This window comes from Variovorax sp. R-27 (assembly GCF_049913215.1).
GTDB lineage: Bacteria > Pseudomonadota > Gammaproteobacteria > Burkholderiales > Burkholderiaceae_C > Variovorax.
Genome location: NZ_CP183984.1, coordinates 6,604,702 through 6,625,145 on the forward strand (window position 1 = coordinate 6,604,702; position 20,444 = coordinate 6,625,145).

18 protein-coding genes are annotated in these 20,444 nt (G+C 66.0%); 6 read left to right on the forward strand and 12 right to left on the reverse strand.

What is annotated here, in order from left to right; genetic code table 11:
• Positions 1-429: 429 nt before the first annotated feature.
• From ACN9MV_RS31080 to ACN9MV_RS31110, 7 genes are all read right to left on the reverse strand, one after another.
• Complete coding sequence (locus ACN9MV_RS31080; RefSeq protein WP_426390742.1) at positions 430-1,104, reverse strand: glutathione S-transferase family protein; 675 nt, start codon at positions 1,102-1,104, stop codon at positions 430-432.
• A 4-nt stretch (positions 1,105-1,108) separates the two neighbouring features.
• Positions 1,109-2,221: a 3-isopropylmalate dehydrogenase gene (gene leuB, locus ACN9MV_RS31085; protein WP_426390743.1), complete on the reverse strand. Its 1,113-nt coding sequence runs from the start codon at positions 2,219-2,221 to the stop codon at positions 1,109-1,111.
• Between the two features lie 4 nt (positions 2,222-2,225).
• Positions 2,226-3,209 (reverse strand): Bug family tripartite tricarboxylate transporter substrate binding protein, encoded by a 984-nt coding sequence (locus ACN9MV_RS31090; RefSeq protein WP_426390744.1) that lies wholly within the window; start codon positions 3,207-3,209, stop codon positions 2,226-2,228.
• 28 nt (positions 3,210-3,237) lie between these two features.
• Positions 3,238-5,232, reverse strand: a complete 1,995-nt coding sequence (locus ACN9MV_RS31095; protein ID WP_426390745.1) for an aconitase family protein — start codon at positions 5,230-5,232, stop codon at positions 3,238-3,240.
• 80 nt (positions 5,233-5,312) lie between these two features.
• Positions 5,313-6,224, reverse strand: a complete 912-nt coding sequence (locus ACN9MV_RS31100; protein WP_426390746.1) for a LysR substrate-binding domain-containing protein — start codon at positions 6,222-6,224, stop codon at positions 5,313-5,315.
• A 94-nt stretch (positions 6,225-6,318) separates the two neighbouring features.
• Positions 6,319-6,525 carry a hypothetical protein gene (locus ACN9MV_RS31105; protein ID WP_426390747.1) on the reverse strand — a complete coding sequence of 69 codons (207 nt, stop codon included), beginning with the start codon at positions 6,523-6,525 and terminating at the stop codon, positions 6,319-6,321.
• Between the two features lie 212 nt (positions 6,526-6,737).
• Complete coding sequence (locus tag ACN9MV_RS31110; RefSeq protein WP_426390748.1) at positions 6,738-7,646, reverse strand: LysR family transcriptional regulator; 909 nt, start codon at positions 7,644-7,646, stop codon at positions 6,738-6,740.
• 85 nt (positions 7,647-7,731) lie between these two features.
• Here ACN9MV_RS31110 and mdlC point away from each other — a divergent pair, with 85 nt between their 5' ends.
• Genes mdlC through ACN9MV_RS31140 form a run of 6 tightly spaced genes read left to right on the forward strand, consistent with a single transcriptional unit; the run spans position 7,732 to position 14,773 of the window.
• Positions 7,732-9,360 carry a benzoylformate decarboxylase gene (gene mdlC / locus ACN9MV_RS31115; RefSeq protein ID WP_426390749.1) on the forward strand — a complete coding sequence of 543 codons (1,629 nt, stop codon included), beginning with the start codon at positions 7,732-7,734 and terminating at the stop codon, positions 9,358-9,360.
• Between the two features lie 56 nt (positions 9,361-9,416).
• Positions 9,417-9,560: a thiamine pyrophosphate-dependent enzyme gene (locus ACN9MV_RS31120; RefSeq protein WP_426393215.1), complete on the forward strand. Its 144-nt coding sequence runs from the start codon at positions 9,417-9,419 to the stop codon at positions 9,558-9,560.
• A gap of 41 nt (positions 9,561-9,601) precedes the next feature.
• Entirely contained in the window at positions 9,602-11,053 is a 1,452-nt protein-coding gene (locus tag ACN9MV_RS31125; RefSeq protein ID WP_426390750.1) for an aldehyde dehydrogenase, read from the forward strand.
• 20 nt (positions 11,054-11,073) lie between these two features.
• On the forward strand, positions 11,074-12,039 hold the full coding sequence (locus ACN9MV_RS31130) for a Bug family tripartite tricarboxylate transporter substrate binding protein (protein WP_426390751.1): 966 nt from the start codon (positions 11,074-11,076) through the stop codon (positions 12,037-12,039).
• A 23-nt stretch (positions 12,040-12,062) separates the two neighbouring features.
• On the forward strand, positions 12,063-13,811 hold the full coding sequence (locus ACN9MV_RS31135; protein ID WP_426390752.1) for an FAD-dependent oxidoreductase: 1,749 nt from the start codon (positions 12,063-12,065) through the stop codon (positions 13,809-13,811).
• Positions 13,808-14,773, forward strand: coding sequence for a Bug family tripartite tricarboxylate transporter substrate binding protein (locus ACN9MV_RS31140; RefSeq protein WP_426390753.1), 966 nt, complete (start codon positions 13,808-13,810; stop codon positions 14,771-14,773). Before ACN9MV_RS31135 ends, ACN9MV_RS31140 begins: the two co-directional genes overlap by 4 nt.
• A gap of 39 nt (positions 14,774-14,812) precedes the next feature.
• Here the strand turns inward: ACN9MV_RS31140 and ACN9MV_RS31145 are convergent, their stop codons facing one another.
• The 5 genes from ACN9MV_RS31145 to ACN9MV_RS31165 all read right to left on the reverse strand — a co-directional run bounded on the left by ACN9MV_RS31145 (position 14,813) and on the right by ACN9MV_RS31165 (position 20,414).
• A complete protein-coding gene (locus ACN9MV_RS31145; protein ID WP_426390754.1) occupies positions 14,813-16,288 on the reverse strand; it encodes an NAD-dependent succinate-semialdehyde dehydrogenase in 1,476 nt (491 codons plus the stop codon).
• 11 nt (positions 16,289-16,299) lie between these two features.
• Entirely contained in the window at positions 16,300-17,343 is a 1,044-nt protein-coding gene (locus ACN9MV_RS31150; RefSeq protein ID WP_426390755.1) for an ornithine cyclodeaminase family protein, read from the reverse strand.
• Complete coding sequence (locus tag ACN9MV_RS31155) at positions 17,340-18,290, reverse strand: Bug family tripartite tricarboxylate transporter substrate binding protein (RefSeq protein WP_426390756.1); 951 nt, start codon at positions 18,288-18,290, stop codon at positions 17,340-17,342. Before ACN9MV_RS31155 ends, ACN9MV_RS31150 begins: the two co-directional genes overlap by 4 nt.
• A gap of 50 nt (positions 18,291-18,340) precedes the next feature.
• Positions 18,341-19,360 carry a dihydrodipicolinate synthase family protein gene (locus ACN9MV_RS31160; RefSeq protein WP_426390757.1) on the reverse strand — a complete coding sequence of 340 codons (1,020 nt, stop codon included), beginning with the start codon at positions 19,358-19,360 and terminating at the stop codon, positions 18,341-18,343.
• 124 nt (positions 19,361-19,484) lie between these two features.
• On the reverse strand, positions 19,485-20,414 hold the full coding sequence (locus ACN9MV_RS31165) for a LysR family transcriptional regulator (RefSeq protein WP_426390758.1): 930 nt from the start codon (positions 20,412-20,414) through the stop codon (positions 19,485-19,487).
• Positions 20,415-20,444 lie beyond the last annotated feature (30 nt).

The window sequence follows — 20,444 nt, forward strand, 5'->3', positions numbered from 1 at the left end:
GCGCGGGTCCTGGCCGTTGGCGGCCGCAATTCCTGCTCCGATGCGCCCATGGGCGATCCACTCGCGCGCATCGGGCCAACCAATGGGAGGAAATCTGGTGCGCTTAGCGACGCGATCGGAGGCTGCCTTCACTCTTTCGACACGCCCATTCAACGCCGGCCCAAGGCCGTCCCGGCACAGGGATTGCACCTCGAGGAACTCCTTGATGCGAGTGCATCCTCGTCTTTCTCAAAGCGCAAGAGCGGCGCGAGGGTGCTGTCCGGATCGGCACTTCCATAGGTCAACTTGCCGGGTTCTCTTACGGGTATGGTCGAGGAACTTCTGCAGCGTTTTCACGCATACGGCTCCGACGCCTGCTGGGAATCAGTCGCGTCCGCCGGGATCAGCACCCTGGCACTGTTCGCGCCTACCTGAACGCTGGTGTGTAAGTCAGCTCTTCGGCCTGATGTCGGGCGATGGAGTCGTGGGCACCCCCTGCAAGATGGCCGCACCGTTCTGGACCACCATCGCGCGCCCGTAAGCAGGCCTTGCCTGCAGACGTTCCCAGTAGTCGCAAACCGAAGGCGTGAACTGCTGGTCGAGGCCGAGATGCTTGGCCAGCAGCAACGCGTAGCCGACCGAAACATCGGCGGCGGTGAAACGATGCGCACAGAGGAACTCCTGCTCCACTAAGAGGGGTTCCAGCGTCCGCAACCTCGCGAGGAACCACTTGCCGTAGTCATGGGCCACCTGGGGCTGACGCCGTTCGCCCGTTTCGAAGTGCAGATAGCGCAGCACCAGCGTCTGTGGGAACGTCAAGGTCGCTTCGCCGAAATGCAGGTAATTCAGGTAGGTGCCAAAGGCCGGCTCATCGACGCCGACATCAAGCTTTCCCGGTGAGAAGCGCGCCGCCAGGTACTGGCAGATTGCGGAGGACTCTGTCATGCGAACAGTCCCGTCGACCATGGCCGGCACCGTCCCCAAGGGGTTGATCTCCAGGTACGACCGGGCAAGCGCGCGAGGCGGAAACGGCATCATTTTCAGATCGTACGGAATCTCGAGTTCCTCAAGCATCCACAAGGGACGAAACGAACGTGCGCTCACGCAATGGTGCAGGGTGATCATGGTTTCAATGCTCGGTGAAGGTCGACCCGCTTCTTGCGGCGTCGGCGATGAGGTCGCCCATGCGCTCCGTTCCAACCAGTCGGGTGCTGCTGCGTCGGATATCCACGGTACGGTAGCCCTGATGGAGCACCGAGCGTATCGCAACCTCGATGACTGCAGAAAGGTCGGGCCGGCGCGCGGAGTGGCGCAGCAGAAGCCCCAGGGCACGGATGCAGGCAATCGGGTTCGCGATATCCTGCCCAGCGATGTCGAGCGCAGTTCCATGCCCTGCCTCGAACATGCCCTTGGCGCTCTCTCCCAGCAACGCCGATGCCGACAACCCGATCGATCCTGTCAGCGCCGACGCCGCGTCGCTCAGGAGATCACCAAAGAGGTTGCCCGCCACGATGACGTCGAAGGACGCGGGATGCCCGATGAGCTGCATCAGCGCATTGTCGGCGTACAGATGCGTGAGTTCCACGTCGGGGTACTGCGCTGCCAGCTCGCTCACCACCGAACGCCAGAGGCCGGACGTTTCCAGCACATTGGCCTTGTCCACGCTCGCGAGTTTTCCGCGTCTCGCACGTGCCATTTCGAAAGCGATGCCCGCTATGCGGCGCACTTCGTCTTCCGCATATCGCATCGTGTCGAACCCTTCCCGCTGTCCCTCGAAATCCCCGTCCGGCGCGCATCGCTGGCCGCGCGGCAGCCCGGTGTAGACGTCTCCGCTCAGCTCGCGCACCACCAGCAGGTCGGTGCCCGCGACGCGTTCGCTGCGCAAGGGCGAGAGCCGCACCAGATCCGGCGGAACGACGACCTCCTTGAGGCAGGCAAAGAGCCCGAGTTCACGCCGCAGGCCAAGCAAAGCGCGTTCCGGCCGCGCCGCACGCTCCAGGTGATCGAACCGTGGATCGCCCACGGTACCGAACAGGACTGCGTCGGCACGTTGCACCAGCGAAAGTGTTTCGGCCGGCAAAGGGCTGCCATGCGATTCGCAGGCGACACCGCCCACGGCGCCATCTTCCACTTCCGCGTGAAACCCGAGAGGCTTCAGCGCCTCCAGCACCTTTCGCGCCTGCGCAATGATTTCCGGTCCAACGCCCTCGCCTGGCAGCATCGCGATCCTGAACGCGGGCATGGCCTCAATCCAGGGTGGCGCCGGACTGCTTCACCAGCTTCTGGTGCTTCGCCAACTCGGACTGGAAGAAGGCTGGCGCCAAGTCAGGCCCCGTGTTCAGGACCGTGAGCCCTTGGCCGGCGATGACGTTTCTTGCCTCCGGCGATACCAAGGCCTCTTGCACCGCCGCGGCATAGCCGTCGACCACGGGTTTGGGCAAACCGGCCGGACCGATCAACGCGATCCACGCGTCGAAGCTGTACTTGGGCACGCCCGACTCCATCATCGTCGGCACCTCGGGCAAGGCCGCGGAGCGCGCCGGCGTCGACACCGCCAATGCGCGCAGTGCCCCGGCCTTGATCTGCGGGGCGACCTGCGAGATCGAAACGAATGCGAGTTGCACCTGCCCGCCGATCAGATCGGTGATGAGCGGTCCAGTGCCGCGATAGGGCACGTGCTTCATGTCGATGCCGGTCTCGCTCACCATGAGTTCCCCCGCCAGGTGAAGCACGCTCCCGTTGCCAGCGGACCCGTAGTTGAGCTTGCCGGGATTGGCCTTCGCATAGGCCAGCAGCTCCTTCACGCTCTTCACCGGAAGCGCGTTGTTCACCACCAGCACAACCGGCACCGTGGCCAGTACCGCGATGGGCGTGATGTCCTTCATGCTGTCGTAGGGAATCGTCTTGTAGATGCCTGGATTGATGACATGGTTGGACGACACCATGCCGAGCGTGAGCCCATCCTTGGGTGCCTTCACAATCTGTGCGGTGCCCGGAATCCCACCGGCGCCGACGACGTTCTCCACCACGATCGGATGGCCGGTCGCGCGTCCGAAGGCCGGCGCGACTGCGCGGGCCACCGCGTCGACCGTCGATCCGGCGGCCAGCGGAACGACGAGCCGTATCGGCCGGTCGGCGTTCGAGGATTGCGCGGCGGCGAACAATGACGTGGCAAGCAACGCTGTCGCTAAAGAAACTGAAATGGCTTTCCGGAGGAAATGTGCACGCATAGGTTTGTCTCTCTTGCTTTGTTGGAATTCATGGATGGCGCGCCTGGAGCTCGACAAACGAAACGAGTTCGCCCGCAATCGCGCTGGCCGCCACCGTGGGCGGGCTGGCGAGCCAGACTTTCCCGGGTCCGCCCCGGCCGGGGAAGTTGCGGTTGATGGCGCTCACGGTGACCTGGTCGGCCCGCACCGAACCACCCGGTCCGCAGTTGCCGCAAGCGCCGCAGGAGGGCTGAAGAATGCGCGCGCCCACGCGTTCGAACGCATCCATGTACCCGGCTGCAATGCAGTGGTCACGCACCGCGGTGGTCCCGAACTGGAGATACAGGTCCACCCCGGGCGCGACCTTGAGCCCGCGGTCCGCCGCCCACCTGAGCACCGCGTGGTAGTGGTCGAAGTCTTCGCGCTTGCCGGCCGTGCAAGAGCCACCGTAGGCGATGTCGATGCGCACCCGCTCGTCGACCGCCGCCAGCGGCAGGCCGTTGCCGGGATCGCCCGGTGCCGCGACCATGGGGGAAAGCTGCGTGCAGTCGACGTGGAGCGTTCTAGCGTAAGCCGCGCCGTCGTCGCTGTGCATCCAGGGCTCGACTTCGAAATCAATGCCGCGGCGCTCGCGCAGGAAGCGCACGGTCTCGGCATCGGGTGCGACCAGGCCGGTGAAGCCGCCGAGTTCCGCCGTCATGTTGGTGAGCGTGGCGCGCTCGTCGGTGGTCATGCGCCGTACCACCTCGCCCGTGAACTCGAACACCTTGCCGACCCCGCCGCCCTCGCGCACGAAGGGCAGCGCCAGCAGATGCAGCACGACGTCCTTGGCGGTCACGCCAGCGGCAAGCGAACCTTCGAGCACGATCTTCAGGGACTGCGGCACCGTCAGCCGGACCGCCCCCGTCATAAAGGCATTCGCCATGTCCGTGGTTCCGACGCCGAAAGCCACGCAACCCAGCGCGCCGCTGTGCGGCGTGTGTGAATCCGTGCCCACCACCAGTTGGCCCGGCAGCGCATAGTGTTCCGCCACCATCGCGTGCGAGATGCCGGCCACGTTGGTGCCGTCGTCCTTCTCGGCCTGTTCCTCCGTCAGTGTGCGGTGTGAGCGCAAGCCGTAGGCGGCCGCGAATTCGCGCTGCGCCTCGACCATGCGATGCACATTCGGCACCAGGCCGCCGCGAACGTGTGCGGGGCTCTCCTCGACATAGGACGTGTGGTCTTCGAAGACGACAATGGAATCGGCGTCGTGCAGCACGAGGGGACGGCCGAAGGTGGCGTGCAGCATGTGCGCGGCCATGCCTGTGTAGTACTCGTGGATGAAGCGAAGGTCGGCGCGCACGAAGGCACCGGCGCCCGGCGCAGGATGCGCCTGCGTCAGTTCGGTGGCGAGCGCGTGGCGCGCCACGATCTTCTCGAACAGCGTGCGCGGATGCGCGCCCTGAGCCTTGGGCGGCACCGTGATGTCGCGCATGAATCGCTGGCCGAAGCACAACAGCCCGCCGCTCTTCAGGATCCCTGCGGCCAACGCGTCGCGGCCGGCCACGAGGTCGTCGACCGGAATCGCCTCGCCAGCCCGGATGCGCGCGACCAAGCCGAAGTCGGTCGAGGTGAACAGGCCGATGTTGTCGGCGTTCTGCCGGTACAGGCGCTCGAAGCTTTCGGCGATGACCAGCCGCACGCCGGCCGCCTTCTCGGCTGTGGGGCTGTGCTCGCGCGAGGAGCCCTTGCCATAGCGCCTGCCCGCGACCACGACCTCGATGCCTGACTCGCGGACGGCATCGGTGCCGATCGGGAATGCCTCCCCCACCTTGAAACCGGTGTAAGGGTAGCGCCCCAGCTTGTCGTCGTAGTGCGTGAGGATCGGAAGCGGCGTGATCTCGTCCGTCGAAACGTCGTCACGCAACGGCGACGCGTCGGCGAGTTCGAACGGCTCTCCCTCCAAGCCCTGTTCGACCATGCGTGCGGAACAGCTCAGGAAGAGGATGCGCGGCTCGAACCGGATGCGTTCGGCGCTGGCGGCGGCTGGCGTGGAGGCTGGCATGCCCCGATGTTCACGGGCGGTGGCGGCGCCATAGAGCGCTCGTACGGCACAGGGGCTCTCGCCGGTCGCGAGATCGGTGATTACCCTTGAAGACTCTGGATGAGCGCCGCAACTGCGCGAGGCTGCGGCGTCTTGCGCAAGGCATAGATGTTCAGGATGCGGTCGGCCCACTCTTCCGCCAGTGGACGCCTGGCAAAGCGGTCGGTCCCCGCATAAGCTGTCACTGCACTTCGAGGCACCACCGCGATGCCCAGGCCTGCCTCCACCATGCGGCAGACGGCCTCGAAGCTGCTGACCGTCACCTTCGGGTTGAAGCGCTTGCCCAATGCCATGGCGCGCTCATTCAGGGATCGGTCCATCGCACCGCCCTGATGAATGCCGACCAAAGGAGATTCGAGCGCACGCGCAAACGTGATGGCCTCCAGGTCCGCCAGTTCATGTCCCGCAGGAAGAACCACGAGCAAGGGGTCGGAGGCGAAGCGCCATGCATCCATGCCCGCCGGCACGGCGACATCGACGCCCACACCGACATCGGCGCGATCGTCCAGACAGGCGCGCAGCACGTCGCGCGTATCTTCCTCGTGCAGGGCGACCTCCACGCCCGGGTAGGTCTCCATGAAACGGTGCAAGCGCTCGGGCAGGAAGCCGATCACGGAGGACATGTTGGCATGAAGGCGCACCGTGCCACGCACTTCGCCGCCTTCGCTCTGTACCTCGCGCAACAAGGCCTGCAGCTCGTCGTCGATGCGTTCGCCTCGCGCCAGCACCAGCTTGCCGGCATCGGTCAGCGCAATGCCACGCGGCGAGCGCACCAACAGCGGCGTCTCGAAGGCATGTTCCAGATCCGCGATCCTGCGACTCAATGCCGAAGGTGCGATGTTCTCCGCGGCAGCGGCACGGACGATGGAGCCGGCGCGAGCCGCCGCGACGAACAACCTGATGCTGTAGGAATCGATTCGACGGGTCACGGGCTTCGTCGGTTGGTGGATCACAAAGTGTGGCATAGAGACGGCTGGGATGCGATCTGCGCGAGGCAGGCCTGCACGAGTTGCCGCTGCTGGCGCAGCGCGGCCTGAAACTTCGGCCTCATCTCTTCGCGGGGGCGGCGCGTTCGTTCCCGGGAAGGCCTTGCAGCGGCGTCTCGACCTCGTCCTGCTCCACCATGATTTCGCCGAGGCAGGCCACGATGGCAGCGCTTGAAGCGGATGCGGACGGAGACGTCCGCGCACCGGCCATTCCGACCGACGAAGCCGGCAACACGAGCGCGGCGGACGACGACTTGAGGTACTTCATTGCTTGTCTCCCGATGCGGGCGTGGCAGCGGCAGCAGGCGCCTGTGCCGGCGCTCAGGCTCGAGCCAAGGCCATCGCGTGCTCGACGCCCACGTCGTTCTGACGCAGCCGACTTCGTGGTGACGGGCACGCCCCATCGCACAGGTCTCGCGCAACTGGCCGAAAGCTTCCTGCGGAAGCTGCAGTACACCTCGGCGAAGGCGGATCGCGCGCCTATTGGCGCCCCTTGTCCTTGAAGAGACCGACGAAGAGGTTTCGGATCCATTGGAGCGCAGGGTCTGACTCGAAGCGGCGGCTCCAGTGCATCGACACGGTGAAGGTGCTGCGGGGAAGTTCGGCCGGAAGCAGTGCATAACGCTTGGCATCGATGAACCGGCGTGCGATTTCTTCCGGCATCACGACGGCGAGATCAGTGCGTTCGATGATGGCCGGCAATGCAAGAAAGTGCGCGGAGGTCAGCACCAACCTGCCGTCCAGCCCGAGCTGCTGCAGGATACGGAAGGTCTCCGAATGCGATCGCACGGCCACGTACTCCAGCCGCCGCAAGTCCTGGATGGTCGTATGCCCCTTCTTGGCCTTGGCCATGGGATGCCCCGCCCGGACCACCACTGCATAGCGGTCGCGCAGCAACTCGACACGCTCCGTTCCGCTGACCGAGGGCAGGAAGCCAAGCGCGAAATGAATAGCCCCGGTTTCCAGGGCATCGGCGATCTCCGCGTGCGGCAGCGGGGTCGTGTGCACCCGCACGCCGGGTGCCTGGCGGTGCAAGGCCGAGATCAATTCCGGCAATAGCCTCGCCTCCCCGATGTCGTTCATGTGCATTCGAACGGTCATGCGCGAGTGCGAAGGATCGAAGCTGTCTTCGTCTCGCAACACCTCTTGAATGGCGGCCACGGCCGGCTGCACCACGCTGGCCAGCCGTTCCGCCCGCAGGGTCGGCCGCATGCGTCCGTTGGCGCGCACGAACAGCGCGTCGCCCAGCGCAAGCCGCAATCGCGTCAACCCCTGGCTGGCCGCCGGCTGGGACAGCCCCAGCGCATCGGCCGCAAGGCTGACGCTGCCCAAGCGATACACCGCTTCGAACAAGCGAAGCAGGTTCATGTCCAGCTTCTCACTATGCATATTTCTTATTTTCTTATAGACAGTTCATTGTATTGATGAATAAACCTCCAACGGCAAGACTGCGGCATTCATCAAAGGAGCATTCATGGATCAACGCGTCGAGCCGCTTGAGCAAGAGCCACTCGCAGTGGGCCGCACCCTGTCCGTGCGGGATGCCGTCTATAGGCTGCTGCGCGCATTCGGCATGAAGCGCGTGTTCGGGAACCCCGGGTCGACGGAGCTACCGCTGTTCATCGACTTCCCGGACGATTTCCACTATGTGCTCGGCCTTCAGGAGTCGGTGGTCGTGGGCATGGCCGACGGATACGCCCAGGCCACGCACAACGCGGCGTTCGTCAATCTGCACTCCGCCGCCGGCGTCGGCCACGCGATGGGCAACATCTTCACGGCCTTTCGCAACCGCACGCCGCTGGTGATCACGGCCGGCCAGCAGGCACGCTCGATCCTGCCTTTCGAGCCCTTCCTCGGATCCACGCAGGCGGCCGAGCTGCCTAGGCCCTACGTCAAGTGGAGCATCGAGCCGGCGCGGGCCGAAGACGTTCCGCTGGCGATCGCGCGGGCCTACTACGTCGCGATGACGCCGCCGCGCGGGCCTGTGCTGGTCTCCATCCCGTCGGACGATTGGGATGTGCAGACCCAGCCGGTCGATGCACGGGCTGTCAGCCGGCACCTGCGCCCCGACCCGGAGCTGCTCGCGCGCATTGCCGAAGCGATCGATGGCGCCCGCTGCCCGGCCTTCGTGGTCGGTGCCGCGGTCGATCGCGACGAAGCCTGGAACGAGGCCCTGCAGCTGGCCGAGCGGCACAACGCGCGCGTGTACGTGGCCCCGATGTCGGGCCGGTGCAGCTTCCCTGAAGACCATCCGCTGTGGGGAGGCTTCCTGCCGCCGATGCGCGAGCGCATCGTCGAGCGGCTCGCGGGCCACGACCTGGTATTTGCACTGGGCGCGCCGGCGTTCACTTATCACGTACCGGGCCAAGGGCCGCATCTGCCCGAATCAACCGAGCTGGTACAGCTGACAGACGATCCTCAGGTCGCGGCCTGGGCGCCGACAGGAACCTCCGTGGTCGGCAGCATCCGCCTCGGCTTGCTTGACCTGCTCGAACAGTGCAAGCCCCGAGATCGCGCGGCACCGCCTCCTCATCCACGGCCGCCGCGCGTTGCGGAGCCATCGCCTGGCGAACGCCTGCCGGTGCCGTGGGTTCTGCAGACGCTGGCCGATGTGCGCGCGCGCGACAGCATCGTGGTCGAGGAAGCGCCCAGCGCACGGCCGGTCATGCATGGGCACCTGCCGATCCTCGAGTCGGAAACCTTCTACACGATGTGCAGCGGCGGCCTGGGCTATGGGCTGCCGGCCGCCGTGGGCGTGGCGCTGGGCAAGCCCGGCGCACGGGTCATTGCACTGATCGGCGACGGCTCGGCCATGTACGCGATCCAGGCGCTGTGGAGTGCGGCGCAGTTGGCGCTGCCGGTCACGGTCGTGATCCTGAAGAACCGCCGCTACGCGGCGCTCTACGAGTTCGCCCGCATCTTCGGCTACCGGCCCGACGAGCATGTTCCGGGCACCGACCTGCCCGATCTCGATTTTGTTGCGCTGGCCGGCGCGCAAGGCATGAAGGCGCTGCGCGTCGAGACGGCCGAGCAGTTGCGCGCGGCCTTGCACCAGGCCCTTCAATCGGCCGCACCAATGCTGGTCGAGGTCGAAGTGGCCTGACAGTTTTTCGCTTTCTTTCAAACCTACAAGGAGACAAGCATGTTCCGGGCACCGACCTGCCCGATCTCGATTTTGTTGCGCTGGCCGGCGCGCAAGGCATGAAGGCGCTGCGCGTCGAGACGGCCGAGCAGTTGCGCGCGGCCTTGCACCAGGCCCTTCAATCGGCCGCACCAATGCTGGTCGAGGTCGAAGTGGCCTGACAGTTTTTCGCTTTCTTTCAAACCTACAAGGAGACAAAACGATGGGCACGATATCGATGTTGATCAATGGCGAAAGCCGGCAGGCCGCAGACGGCGCCACCTTCGAGCGCCGCAACCCGCTTGACGGCACGGTGGCCACCACGGCGCCCGCTGCCACTCGCGCCGACGCCGTGGCTGCGGTCGAGGCCGCGGCTGCCGCGTTCCCGGCCTGGTCCCGGACCGGCCCGGGCGAACGCAGGGCGCTGCTGCTGAAGGCGGCGCAAGCCATCGAGGCCAAGGCGCAGGCCCTGACCGAGTCGATGGCGGCGGAGACCGGTGCCGCCGCGCCGTGGGCCGGCTTCAACGTGCACCTGGCAGCCGGCATGCTGCAGGAGGCGGCCGGCATGACGACCCAGATCGGCGGAGAAGTCATCCCGTCCGACGTGCCAGGTAGCCTGGCCTTGGGCATACGCCGCCCCGCGGGTGTGGTTCTCGGCATCGCGCCATGGAACGCGCCGGTGATCCTCGGCGTGCGTGCGATCGCCACACCGCTGGCCTGCGGCAACACGGTGGTGTTCAAGGGTTCGGAACTCAGCCCCGCCACCCACGGGCTGATCGTGGAGGCCTTCAAGGATGCGGGCTTCCCCCCGGGCGTCGTCAACTTCGTGACCAACGCGCCAGCGGACGCGGCCGAGGTTGTCGAAGCGATCATTGCCCATCCTGCCCTGCGCCGCGTGAACTTCACCGGCTCCACCCGCGTGGGCAAGCTGATCGCGCTGACCTGCGCGAAGTACCTCAAGCCGGCAGTGCTGGAGCTGGGCGGCAAGGCTCCGCTGGTCGTGCTGGACGACGCCGACCTCGATGCCGCAGTCAACGGCGCAGCCTTCGGCGCCTTCGCCAACAGCGGCCAGATCTGCATGAGCACCGAGCGCATCGTGGTGGATCGCCGGATCGCGGACGCCTTCGTCGACAGGCTCGCCGCCAAGGCCACGCAACTACCGCTGGGCGACCCGCGCAAAGGCCCCGTGGTGCTCGGTTCGGTCGTCGATGCCAGCACCGTCGAGCGCTGCAATGCGCTGATCGACGACGCGCTCGCCAAGGGCGCCAAGCTCGTGTGCGGCGGCAAGGCAGAGAGCACGCTGATGCCCGCAACGCTGCTCGACCACGTGACTCCGCAGATGCGTATCTATCACGAAGAGAGCTTCGGTCCCGTGAAATCGATCGTGCGTGTCGATGGCGTCGACGAAGCGGTGCGCGTGGCCAACGATAACCCCTACGGGCTGTCCTCCGCCGTGTTCGGTCGCGACGTTGCCCGGGCGTGGGATGTAGCCAACCGCATCGACTCCGGCATCTGCCATGTGAATGGCCCGACCGTGCACGACGAGGCGCAGATGCCCTTCGGTGGCGTGAAAGATTCCGGCTACGGGCGGTTCGGCGGGAAGGCCGGGATCGATGCCTTCACCGAACTGCGGTGGCTGACGGTGCAGACCACCGACCGCCACTATCCGTTCTGATGAAAAGCAGGAGACACCCCATGAAATTCCTGCTTGCAACAGCAGCGCTTGCGCTCGGCCTGGGACCGTACGGCATTGCCCAGGCCCAGGACTGGCCGAAGCAGCCCGTCAAGATCGTCGCCAACTTCGCGCCCGGAGGCGCGGCCGATCAGTTGGCCCGCGTGATCAGCGCCCCGCTGCAGGAGGCGCTCGGACAACCGGTGCTCGTCGAGAACAAGGGTGGCGCCGGAGGCAACCTCGGCGGCGATTTCGTCGCCAAGTCGCCGCCTGACGGCTATACGTTTCTGATGAGCTCCGGCGGCATGGTTTCGATCAATCCGCACATCTACGCAAAGATGCCGTTCGATCCTGCGAAGGACCTCGTCCCGGTTGCATCCGTTGCACGCGTTCCGTTCTATCTGGTGGTTCGTGCCGACAGCCCGGTCAAGGACTTCAAGGGCTTGATCGCCGATCTGAAAGCAAACCCCGGCAAGCGGTCTTTCGGTTCGCCCGGCAACGGAAGCTCGCCGCATCTCGCAGCGGAGATGATGACCGGCCAGACCGGGACAACAGCGGTCCACGTGCCCTACCGAGGCGCGGCGCCCGCGCTGACGGACCTGCTGGGCGGTCAGATCGACTTCCTCTTTGACCCGGGGATCAGCATCCAGCACGTCCAGACCGGAAAGCTGCGCATGCTCGCGGTAGCAAGCCTCATGCGGGCCCCTCAAATGCCGGAGGTGCCGACGCTCGATGAACTCGGGCTGAAGGGTTTCGACGCCGATGCGGTGTTCGGCCTCTACGCGCCTGCCGGCACGAAGCCGGCCGTGATTCAGCGGATCAACGCGGAAGTCAACCGCGCGCTGACCAAACAGGCGGTCAGGGCGCATATCGAAACGCTAGGCAACGTACCCGAGCCCCTGACGCCCGCAGCCTTCGGCGACAAAGGCGCAGCTGACTTCAAGCGCCTGGGCGCAGTGATCCGGGAGCGCGGCATTCGCGCCGACTGATGTTTCAAGAAGAAAGACAGCCGATGATCGCAACTTCCCGGCGTGCTGCCGGCCACACTCCCCTCATCGAAACGGATGTGCTGATCGCTGGCGGTGGGCCCTGTGGGCTGATGCTCGCCAACGAACTCGGCCGCCGCGGCATCAAGTGCCTGCTGGTCGACGGCAAGCCCGGCACCGCCTTCAATCCGCAGGCCAACGCAACGCAGGCCCGCACGATGGAGCATTTCCGCCGGTTGGGCTTCGCGCACGAGATCCGCGCGCTGGGACTGCCCGCTGACCATCCGACGGACATCGCCTACTTCACGCGGTTTGCCGAGCATGAACTGGCGCGCCTCAGCCTGCCCACGGCCGCCGAGGCCGCCGTCAAGATCAAGTCGATGACGGGTTCGTGGAGCGCAGCCGAACTGCCGCATCGCGTGTCGCAGAAGTTCGTCGAGGAAACCCTGCGCCGCCATGCGCAGGCCTGGCCGTCCACCGATGTGCGTTATGGCTGGCGCCTGGAGCGATTCAGCGATGACGGTTCCTCCGTGAGCGCCGCCGTGCAGCCGAGCGAAGGCGGCGCGGCGCAGGACGTAACCGCCAGGTTCCTGGTCGGCGCCGATGGCGCACGAAGCTTCGTCAGGCAGCAGCTTGGCATCGAGTGGGGCGGTGTCACCGGAATCCAGCGCGAGTTCATGGGCGGCAAGATGTTCGCCATCTACTTGCGCGCGCCCGAATTCCTCCCTGCGCTGCGCCATCCCAAGGCCTGGATGTACGTAGCCGTCAACCATGAAAGGCGCGCCTTCATGGCCTCGGTGGACGGCAAGGCCGAGTACGCCTTCCACGCGGCGCTGCGGCCCGGCGAAGACGCCGACGGCTGGACCGAAAACGATGCGCGCCGCGTCTTTGCAGAGGCGGTGGGCCAGGAGGTACCCATGGAGATCCTCTCGATGGGCACCTGGCTCGCCGGGCATGCGCTGGTCGCACAACGCTTCCAGCAGGGCCGCGTCTTCATCGCAGGCGACGCCGCTCACCTGTTCACCCCGACAGGCGGCCTCGGCTACAACACGGCGGTGGAGGATGCCGTCAACCTGGGCTGGAAACTCGCCAGCGTGATTCGCGGGCAGGCGCCACCAGCGCTGCTTGACAGCTACGAGGCCGAGCGCAAACCGCTCGCCGAGCGCAACACCGGCTATGCGCGCAAGTTCGCCGACTCGGTGGGGCTCTTTGCGGCAAAGCCCGAGCTCGACGAGGCCTCGGCACGAGGGGACGCCGAGCGCGAGCTCGCGGGCCAACAGCTGAACGCGCATGTCCGGCTGGAGTTCAACATCCCCGGGGTGACCTTCGGGGGCCGGTACGACGGCTCGCCGATCATCGTCGGCGATGGCGCTGTGCTGCCGCCCGATGAACCGAACGCCTACACGCCCACGGCCAGCCCCGGCGGTCGTCCGCCGCACGCCTGGCTGGACGACGGGCGCTCGCTGTTCGACCTGTTCCACACCGAATGGACCCTGCTGGCGCTGGGACCCGATGCGCCTGACACCGAGGCCTTCGAGGCCGCAGCCCGCGCCATGGCCGTCGACCTGCGCGTCGTGCGGTTGCCGCAGCCATCGCTGCGTGAACTCTACGAGGCACCGCTGGTGCTGATCCGGCCCGACCAGATCGTCGCCTGGCGTGGCGCGGCTGCGGGCGATGCGGCGGGCGTGCTGTCCCGCGTCACGGCCAGGTCGCTGCCACCCACAGGCCATTCCGTTTCGACGACTTCAAGCACTCCATCCGAGGACCTCGCATGAAAACCAACTTTGTCCCATTGCTTCGAATCCCCGTACTCGCCATGGCCCTGGCGATCGCGCCCTCGGCCTTTGCGCAAGCGTGGCCCACCAAGCCGGTGCGCATGGTGGCGGCATTTCCGCCGGGCACGCCGGGCGACGTGATCGCCAGGTTGATCCAACCGGCGTTGCAGACGGCGTGGGGCCAGCCCGTCATCGTCGAGAACAAGCCGGGCGCGGGAGGCAACATCGCCGCCAGCGAAGTGGCTCAGGCCAGGGATGAACACACCTTGCTCGTCGGGCCCGACACGATCCTCACCATCAACCCGCATCTGTACAAGAGACTGAGCTTCAATCTGCGGACGTCGCTCAAGCCCGTCACCTACTTCGCGAGCTTCAACCAGACGCTGGTGTGCAACCCGGCAACCGGGATCACATCGCTCGACAAGTTCACCCAGCTGCCGTCGACACGGCTATATGCCTCCGGCGGCCCCGGGACACCGAGCCACATGACGATGGAAATGCTGCTGGCTACAACGGGGACCAAGCTTACCCACGTGCCCTACAAGGGACCGGGACCCGCGGCGCTCGACGTGATGGGAGGCCACGTCGATTGCGGCTTCATCGTCTCGTCCGTCGTCCAGCCCCACATCCAGGCCGGACGCTTGCGGGCGATCGCCGTCTCCGGCACAGCACGCTCGGGGCTGCTGCCCGACATTCCCACCGTCGCCGAAAGCGGACATCCCGGCTTCGATGCAACCTTCTTCGAAACGCTGATGGCGCCATCGGGCCTGCCGGCCGCCACCGTCGAGAAGATCCAGCGCGACGTGCGAACCGCGCTCCAGACGCCGGCCAACAAAGCCCGGCTGGCAGAGATGGACCTGCGCGTGGAGGGCAACAGCCCGCAGGAAGCGCAACGACGCAGCCAGGACGACTTCGCCAAGTGGGGCGCGGTCGCGCAGCGTACCCAGCTGCAGCTGGACTGAGAGGGGTCGGCCGCGCGTCGATGCCGCAGGCCGACGACTTCAGCTGAACGCCGGCGCGAGCCCGTCCCAACACAGGTACTTGACCTCCAGGAACTCCTCGATGCCGAGGTGCGAACCTTCGCGCCCCAGGCCGCTCTGCTTCACGCCGCCGAACGGCGCGACTTCGTTCGAGATCAACCCGCAGTTAATGCCGACCATCCCGGCCTCGATAGCCGCCGACGCGCGCCAGATGCGGGCGGCATCGCGACTGTAGAGATAGGCGGCCAGTCCGTATTCGGTCGCGTTGGCGATAGCAAACGCTTCCTCGTCCTTCTCGAAACGAAACAGCGGTGCGAGCGGTCCGAAGGTTTCTTCCCGCGCGAGCGCCATTTGCGCGGTCGCACCACCCAATACGGTCGGTTCGTAGAAGCGGCCTCCGAGCGAATGGCGCTGCCCGCCTTGCAGAACCGTCGCGCCGTGCGCAACGGCGTCCGCAATGTGTTCCTCGACTTTCCGGACGGCCGCGTCATCGATGAGCGGGCCGAGTTGCACGTCCGCCTCCAGTCCATTTCCGACGCGCAGTCTCCGGACACGCTCCACCAGCTTGGCGGCAAAAGCCTCGTACACGCTGGCCTGCACGAGCACCCTGTTGGCGCTGATGCACGCCTGCCCAGTGTTACGGAATTTGGCAGCAACCACGCCGTCTGCCGCGGCATCGAGGTCCGCATCGTCGAAGATGATGAATGGCGCGTTTCCCCCAAGTTCCATCGAGCACTTCTTGATGGTGCCTGCGGCCTGGGCCAGCAGCACGCGCCCGACCTCGGTCGAACCGGTGAAGGTGATCTTGCGCACGAGCGGATGCGATGTGAGCTGGTTGCCGATGTCGCGCGTGTCGTTGCCGGTCACCACGTTGAACACGCCCGCGGGCACGCCGGCGCGCCGGGCCAGTTCCGCCAGTGCCAGGGCCGTGAGCGGCGTCTGGCTCGCAGGCTTGACAACCATGCTGCAGCCGGCGGCCAGCGCGGGGCCTGCCTTGCGCGTGATCATGGCCGCGGGGAAGTTCCAGGGCGTGATGGCTGCACACACGCCGATCGGCTCCTTCAGTACCACGATGCGCTGGGTGTCCTTGGGCGCCGGGATCACGTCACCGCGTACCCGCTTGGCTTCCTCGGAAAACCACTGGAGGAACGATGCTGCGTACTGGATCTCGGTTTTGGCTTCGGCCAGCGGTTTTCCCTCTTCCAGGGTGATCAAGGTTGCCAAGTCATCGCTGTGCAGGACCATGAGGTCGTACCAGCGGCGCAGCAGGTCCGAGCGGTGCTTGGCCGTGGTACGGCGCCAGTTGAGGAAGGCGCGGTGCGACACCTCGACGGCGTGCGCTGTCTCGTCCTGCCTGAAGCGAGGGAGCTCGACGAGCGGCTCGTCGGTCGCAGGATTGCGCAGGGTGTACTTGCCGTGCGGCGTCGTGCCGATCCACTCGCCGCCGACGAAGGCGGCGTTGCGGAACAGCTCTGGATCTTTCAGCAGATTTTTCATGGTTCGTTGCATCAGCCGATGCGCTTGGTTTCGAATCGAATGGGCAGAGGTGTCGCCAGCCCGGCCGCGCGCGCGAGGTCGAGGATCATGCCGGCGACCACCACGTCCTGCAGTCCGGAGCCGACAGACTTGTACATGGCCACATCGCCTTCACGGCGAGAGGCCGTGACCTTGCCGGACATCAGGTCGTTCAGGCTCACGCACTTGGCGTCGGGCTCGACACCGTCTCGATGGGCCGCCAGCATGTCGCCGGATTCCTCGAGCACTTCCTCCACGTTGTCACAGACGACAAGACTGGCGAGCGCCACCACACTGCTGTCGACTTCGCGCTGGTCGGGAAGCGTCGACCCGATGGAGACGACCGTCGCATGGGACGCGAGCCAGGCGCCGTGCAGGATGGGCTTCTCGCCATACGAGCGGGCCGCGGCGAGCACGATGTCGGCGCCGCCGACGGCTTCAGCGGGCGAATCGACGGCATATGCATGAACGCCCAGCTCGGAGCCCAGGGCGTCGGCGAACGCCGCGCGCTTGGCCGGCGTCGGGCTGTAGATCCGGATCTCCTGGAGCTCGCGCACCGCGGCAATGGCCAGCGTGTGCATGCGTGCTTCCAGTCCGCTGCCAAGGACGGCGAGCCTCGCGGCCCCTGGCGGCGCCAGGCGGTCAAGGGCCGCAGCAGATGTGGCGGCCGTGCGATATGCGGTGACCAAGTTGCCGTCGACGATCGCGGCCAGCGAGCCCGTGGTTGCATCGAACAGCACCACGGCGTACTCGAGCTGCCGGCCCGCCGGCCCGAACGCCATGCCCATCAGCTTGGCGCCGTAGTAGCGGGAGCCCGGCGGCACCGCCGTCATGGTCCGCAGCGAGGCACGCTCGGCCGCGCCCGCGGCGATCGTGCGCCGGGGAACCGCCTGAGGGCCCAGGGGTCGTGCGTAGGTTTCCTGCAAGGCGCGCACAGCGGGCAGCCACTGGAAAACGGCTGCAGCGGTTTCGGACGAAACGAACACCGGTGCATCGGGCGCATCGTTCGCGGAGAGATCGAGATTGGAAGAGGTCATTCGAATTTCAGCTTGGCTTCGTGGATGACGCGCCTGTACAGATCGGTGTCGTAGCGCACCTGATCGATCAACAGGCCTGGAGGGCCGGAACGCGGGAGCATCCCGAGTTCGCGGAAGCGTGCTTTGAGCGCTTCGTTTTTCAGGACAGTGTTCAGTGCCTGGTTCAGGCGCTCGACGGTGGACGCGGGAGTGCCCAGCGGGGCGAAGATCCCGAGCCAGGAATTCGTCTCCATGCCCTTGAGCCCCGCTTCCGCCACCGTGGGAACGTCCGGCAGCCGCGGATCGCGATCGGTGCCCGATACCGCGAGGATCCTGACCTTGCCCATCTTCGCGAGTTCGATGGCTGTCGCGTCAAAGGTGAGATCGACCCTGCCCGCCGCCACTTCGGTGAGCGCACTCGAGGTGGACCGAAACGGAACATGGACCAGATCAGTGCCGGTCAAGGCCTTGAACAGCTCGCCGCCAAGGTGCGCTCCACTGCCCGGACCGGCGCTGCCGTAGCTCAGCTTCCCGGGGCTCTTGCGTGCGTAGTCGATGAACTCCCGCAGCGTTCTCACTGGCAGCTGCGCATTGACGACCAGGGCGATGGGATAGACCGAAGCGATGCCCACCGGTGCGGCGGCCGTGAGCGCGTCGTATTTCACCGACGGATCGACCAACGGAAGGATGCTGTAGGCGATGTTGGTGAGCAGCAGCGTGTTGCCGTCCGGCTTGGCACCGAACACGGCGGCTGTTCCGATCCGCGTTCCGCCGCCCGGCCGGTTCTCGATGATCACGGGCTGCCCCAGCGCATAGCCCAACTGCTCGCAGATGACCCGTGCACCGATGTCAGTGAAACCGCCCGCAGCGTAGGGCACGATCACGCGAACCACGTCGGAGGCACGGGCCGATGAAAGCAGCAGGCCGCCGATCCCGCCGATGAATGTGCGACGCCCAAGGAGTGTCATGGTCTTGTCTCGTTTCTTCTTTGGAGGCGATGACTGTCCGGCAACTGGCTTCAGCAGGGATGCCGACCGACCATGAACTCGCTGTCGGGGTCGGCTGTCACCGGAAGCCCGGAAGCGATCAAGCCCTGGCGAAGCACCTTCAAGAACCGGTCGGGAATACGCATGGCCGGCGCGCGCAGCGGGCCACCGTTGAAACCGGCGAGCCAGTCCTGGTACTTCCACATGGTCCGGTTCAGGACCGAGGTGCCGCCGATGTAGGCCTGGGTGGCGGCTCCATTGGCACCGCGTGCCGGGTTGACCTTCCAGTACAGCTCCATCGCCTCCTCCCACTTGCCGGTACGAGCAAGTTCGAAGGCGCGCGGATAGTAGTCACCCATCCACTGCGTGTTGCTGGTGCCCGAGAACTGCATCTTCATCACGCTCATGAGCGGGATGGCGTCGCCTTCGATGGGACAGCTGATGACGACCTCGTCGCGGAAGTGGTGGTACATCTCGCACACGCCAGCGGGCAGCGGAAAACCCTGCTCCGACTTGATCGCCACGATGTTCGGACATGCCTTCAGGAGGCTGCGTACAAATGCGACCGACATGCCTGCAGGATGGATGCGCTCGAAGCCCCAGGCGGGCAGAGGAAACAGCATCACCGCCAGGTTCGTGGCGTCGCACAGTTCCTTGGTGTAGTCGAAGACTTCCTGTTCCGTCGTGGGCCAGAACTGCGCGGGATAGGACAGCAACACCATGGTGGCGCCGGCGGCCTCAGCCAGTTTGACCGCCTGGATGTTCTCGGCCAGCGTGTTGAAGGCCGCATGGAAGAACAGGCCGAATCCCGGACCCGCGGTCTCTGCCGCCCAGGCGGTGAACTGTGCGTTCTCTTCCGGCGTGATGGCAACTTCGGCGCACAGCAGCGTGTGCTTGAACCCGAGTTCCTTGGACAACGCCACGTCGTGGCGTATACCGCGCTCATTCAATTTCTTCAGATCGGCCGAGTAACTTGGAATGGTCACGGAAGAGCAGCCGATCAGGTGGTCACGGGCCCAGGCCCGGGCGTCTGCGCGCTTGTAGGGAAGCATGTTGTCTCGATTCGCTGGTGGTGGAATGAAAGCCGCCCTCGTCGAGGTACGGCACCGCATGCCAACGACTTTAGGTTTGCCGTGCGCAACGAGCGAGAGTGCGCACGCGATAGCAGCTATGCGCTCAAGCGAAACCTGAGGCTGTGCGGCTTTCTTCCGAGAGGATCCCGGGTGCTATCGAAAGCAGGAGTGCATGGACTTCCCGCGTCGCGAGCGTGTGCGGCCGGTGACGGGCAACGGCGAGCACGATGGCACGCGACAGCACCGGCTCGACGATCTTCAGCGCCACCAGCCGGTGCCGATCGTGCGGCGCAATGGACAGGGCGGTGATGGCATAGCCCGCGGCGGAGGCCGCAGCTTCATGCTGCAGCCGGATCGAGTTCGCCTCAGCGACCACCCGCAGCGATAGGCCCCTCTTGCGCGCGAGCAACACCAACCGTTCGCGCAGCGGGTGAGGATCGCCCGGCAGCACCAGCGGCAAGCGGGTGACCTCCTCGAAGCGGATGTCGGAGCGACCTGCAAGCGGATCACTACTGGCGGCGACGAGGCACAGGGGCCCCTCCATCAACACGGGCTCGTCGGCGCTCGCTTCGCCGCCGTCGCGCAGCAGCAAGGACAGGTCCAGCCGCCCCTGATCCAGCATTTCCTGCAACTGCGAACTCGAGCCTTCCGTCAGATGCAGTCGCACCTGGGGGAACTGCTCGAGGATCCGCTGGTACAGGGGGCCGGCAAGTGCGGGCACGGTCGAGGGCAGAAGTCCGAGGCGCACATCGCCGACCGGCACTCCGCGGCTCGCGCGGAGGTCGTCGGCAAAGCTCTCCGACTCGGCGATCAGGCGCTTGATGCGCGGATAGAGTTGCTCGCCCAGCTCGGTCAGGACGACACCGCGTCCTGTGCGGCGAAACAGGCGTGTGCCGGCGTCGCGCTCGAGTTGGGCGATGCACCGGCTAACAACCGACTGCGGAACATCCGCCGCCAAGGCCGCGCGCGACACCGACCCCAGCTCCGCCACTTTGACGAAGTGGTGCCAGGCCGCGTCGACAATGGACTTCATGCCCGTGATTTTCGCCGCCCTTCCCTGTCG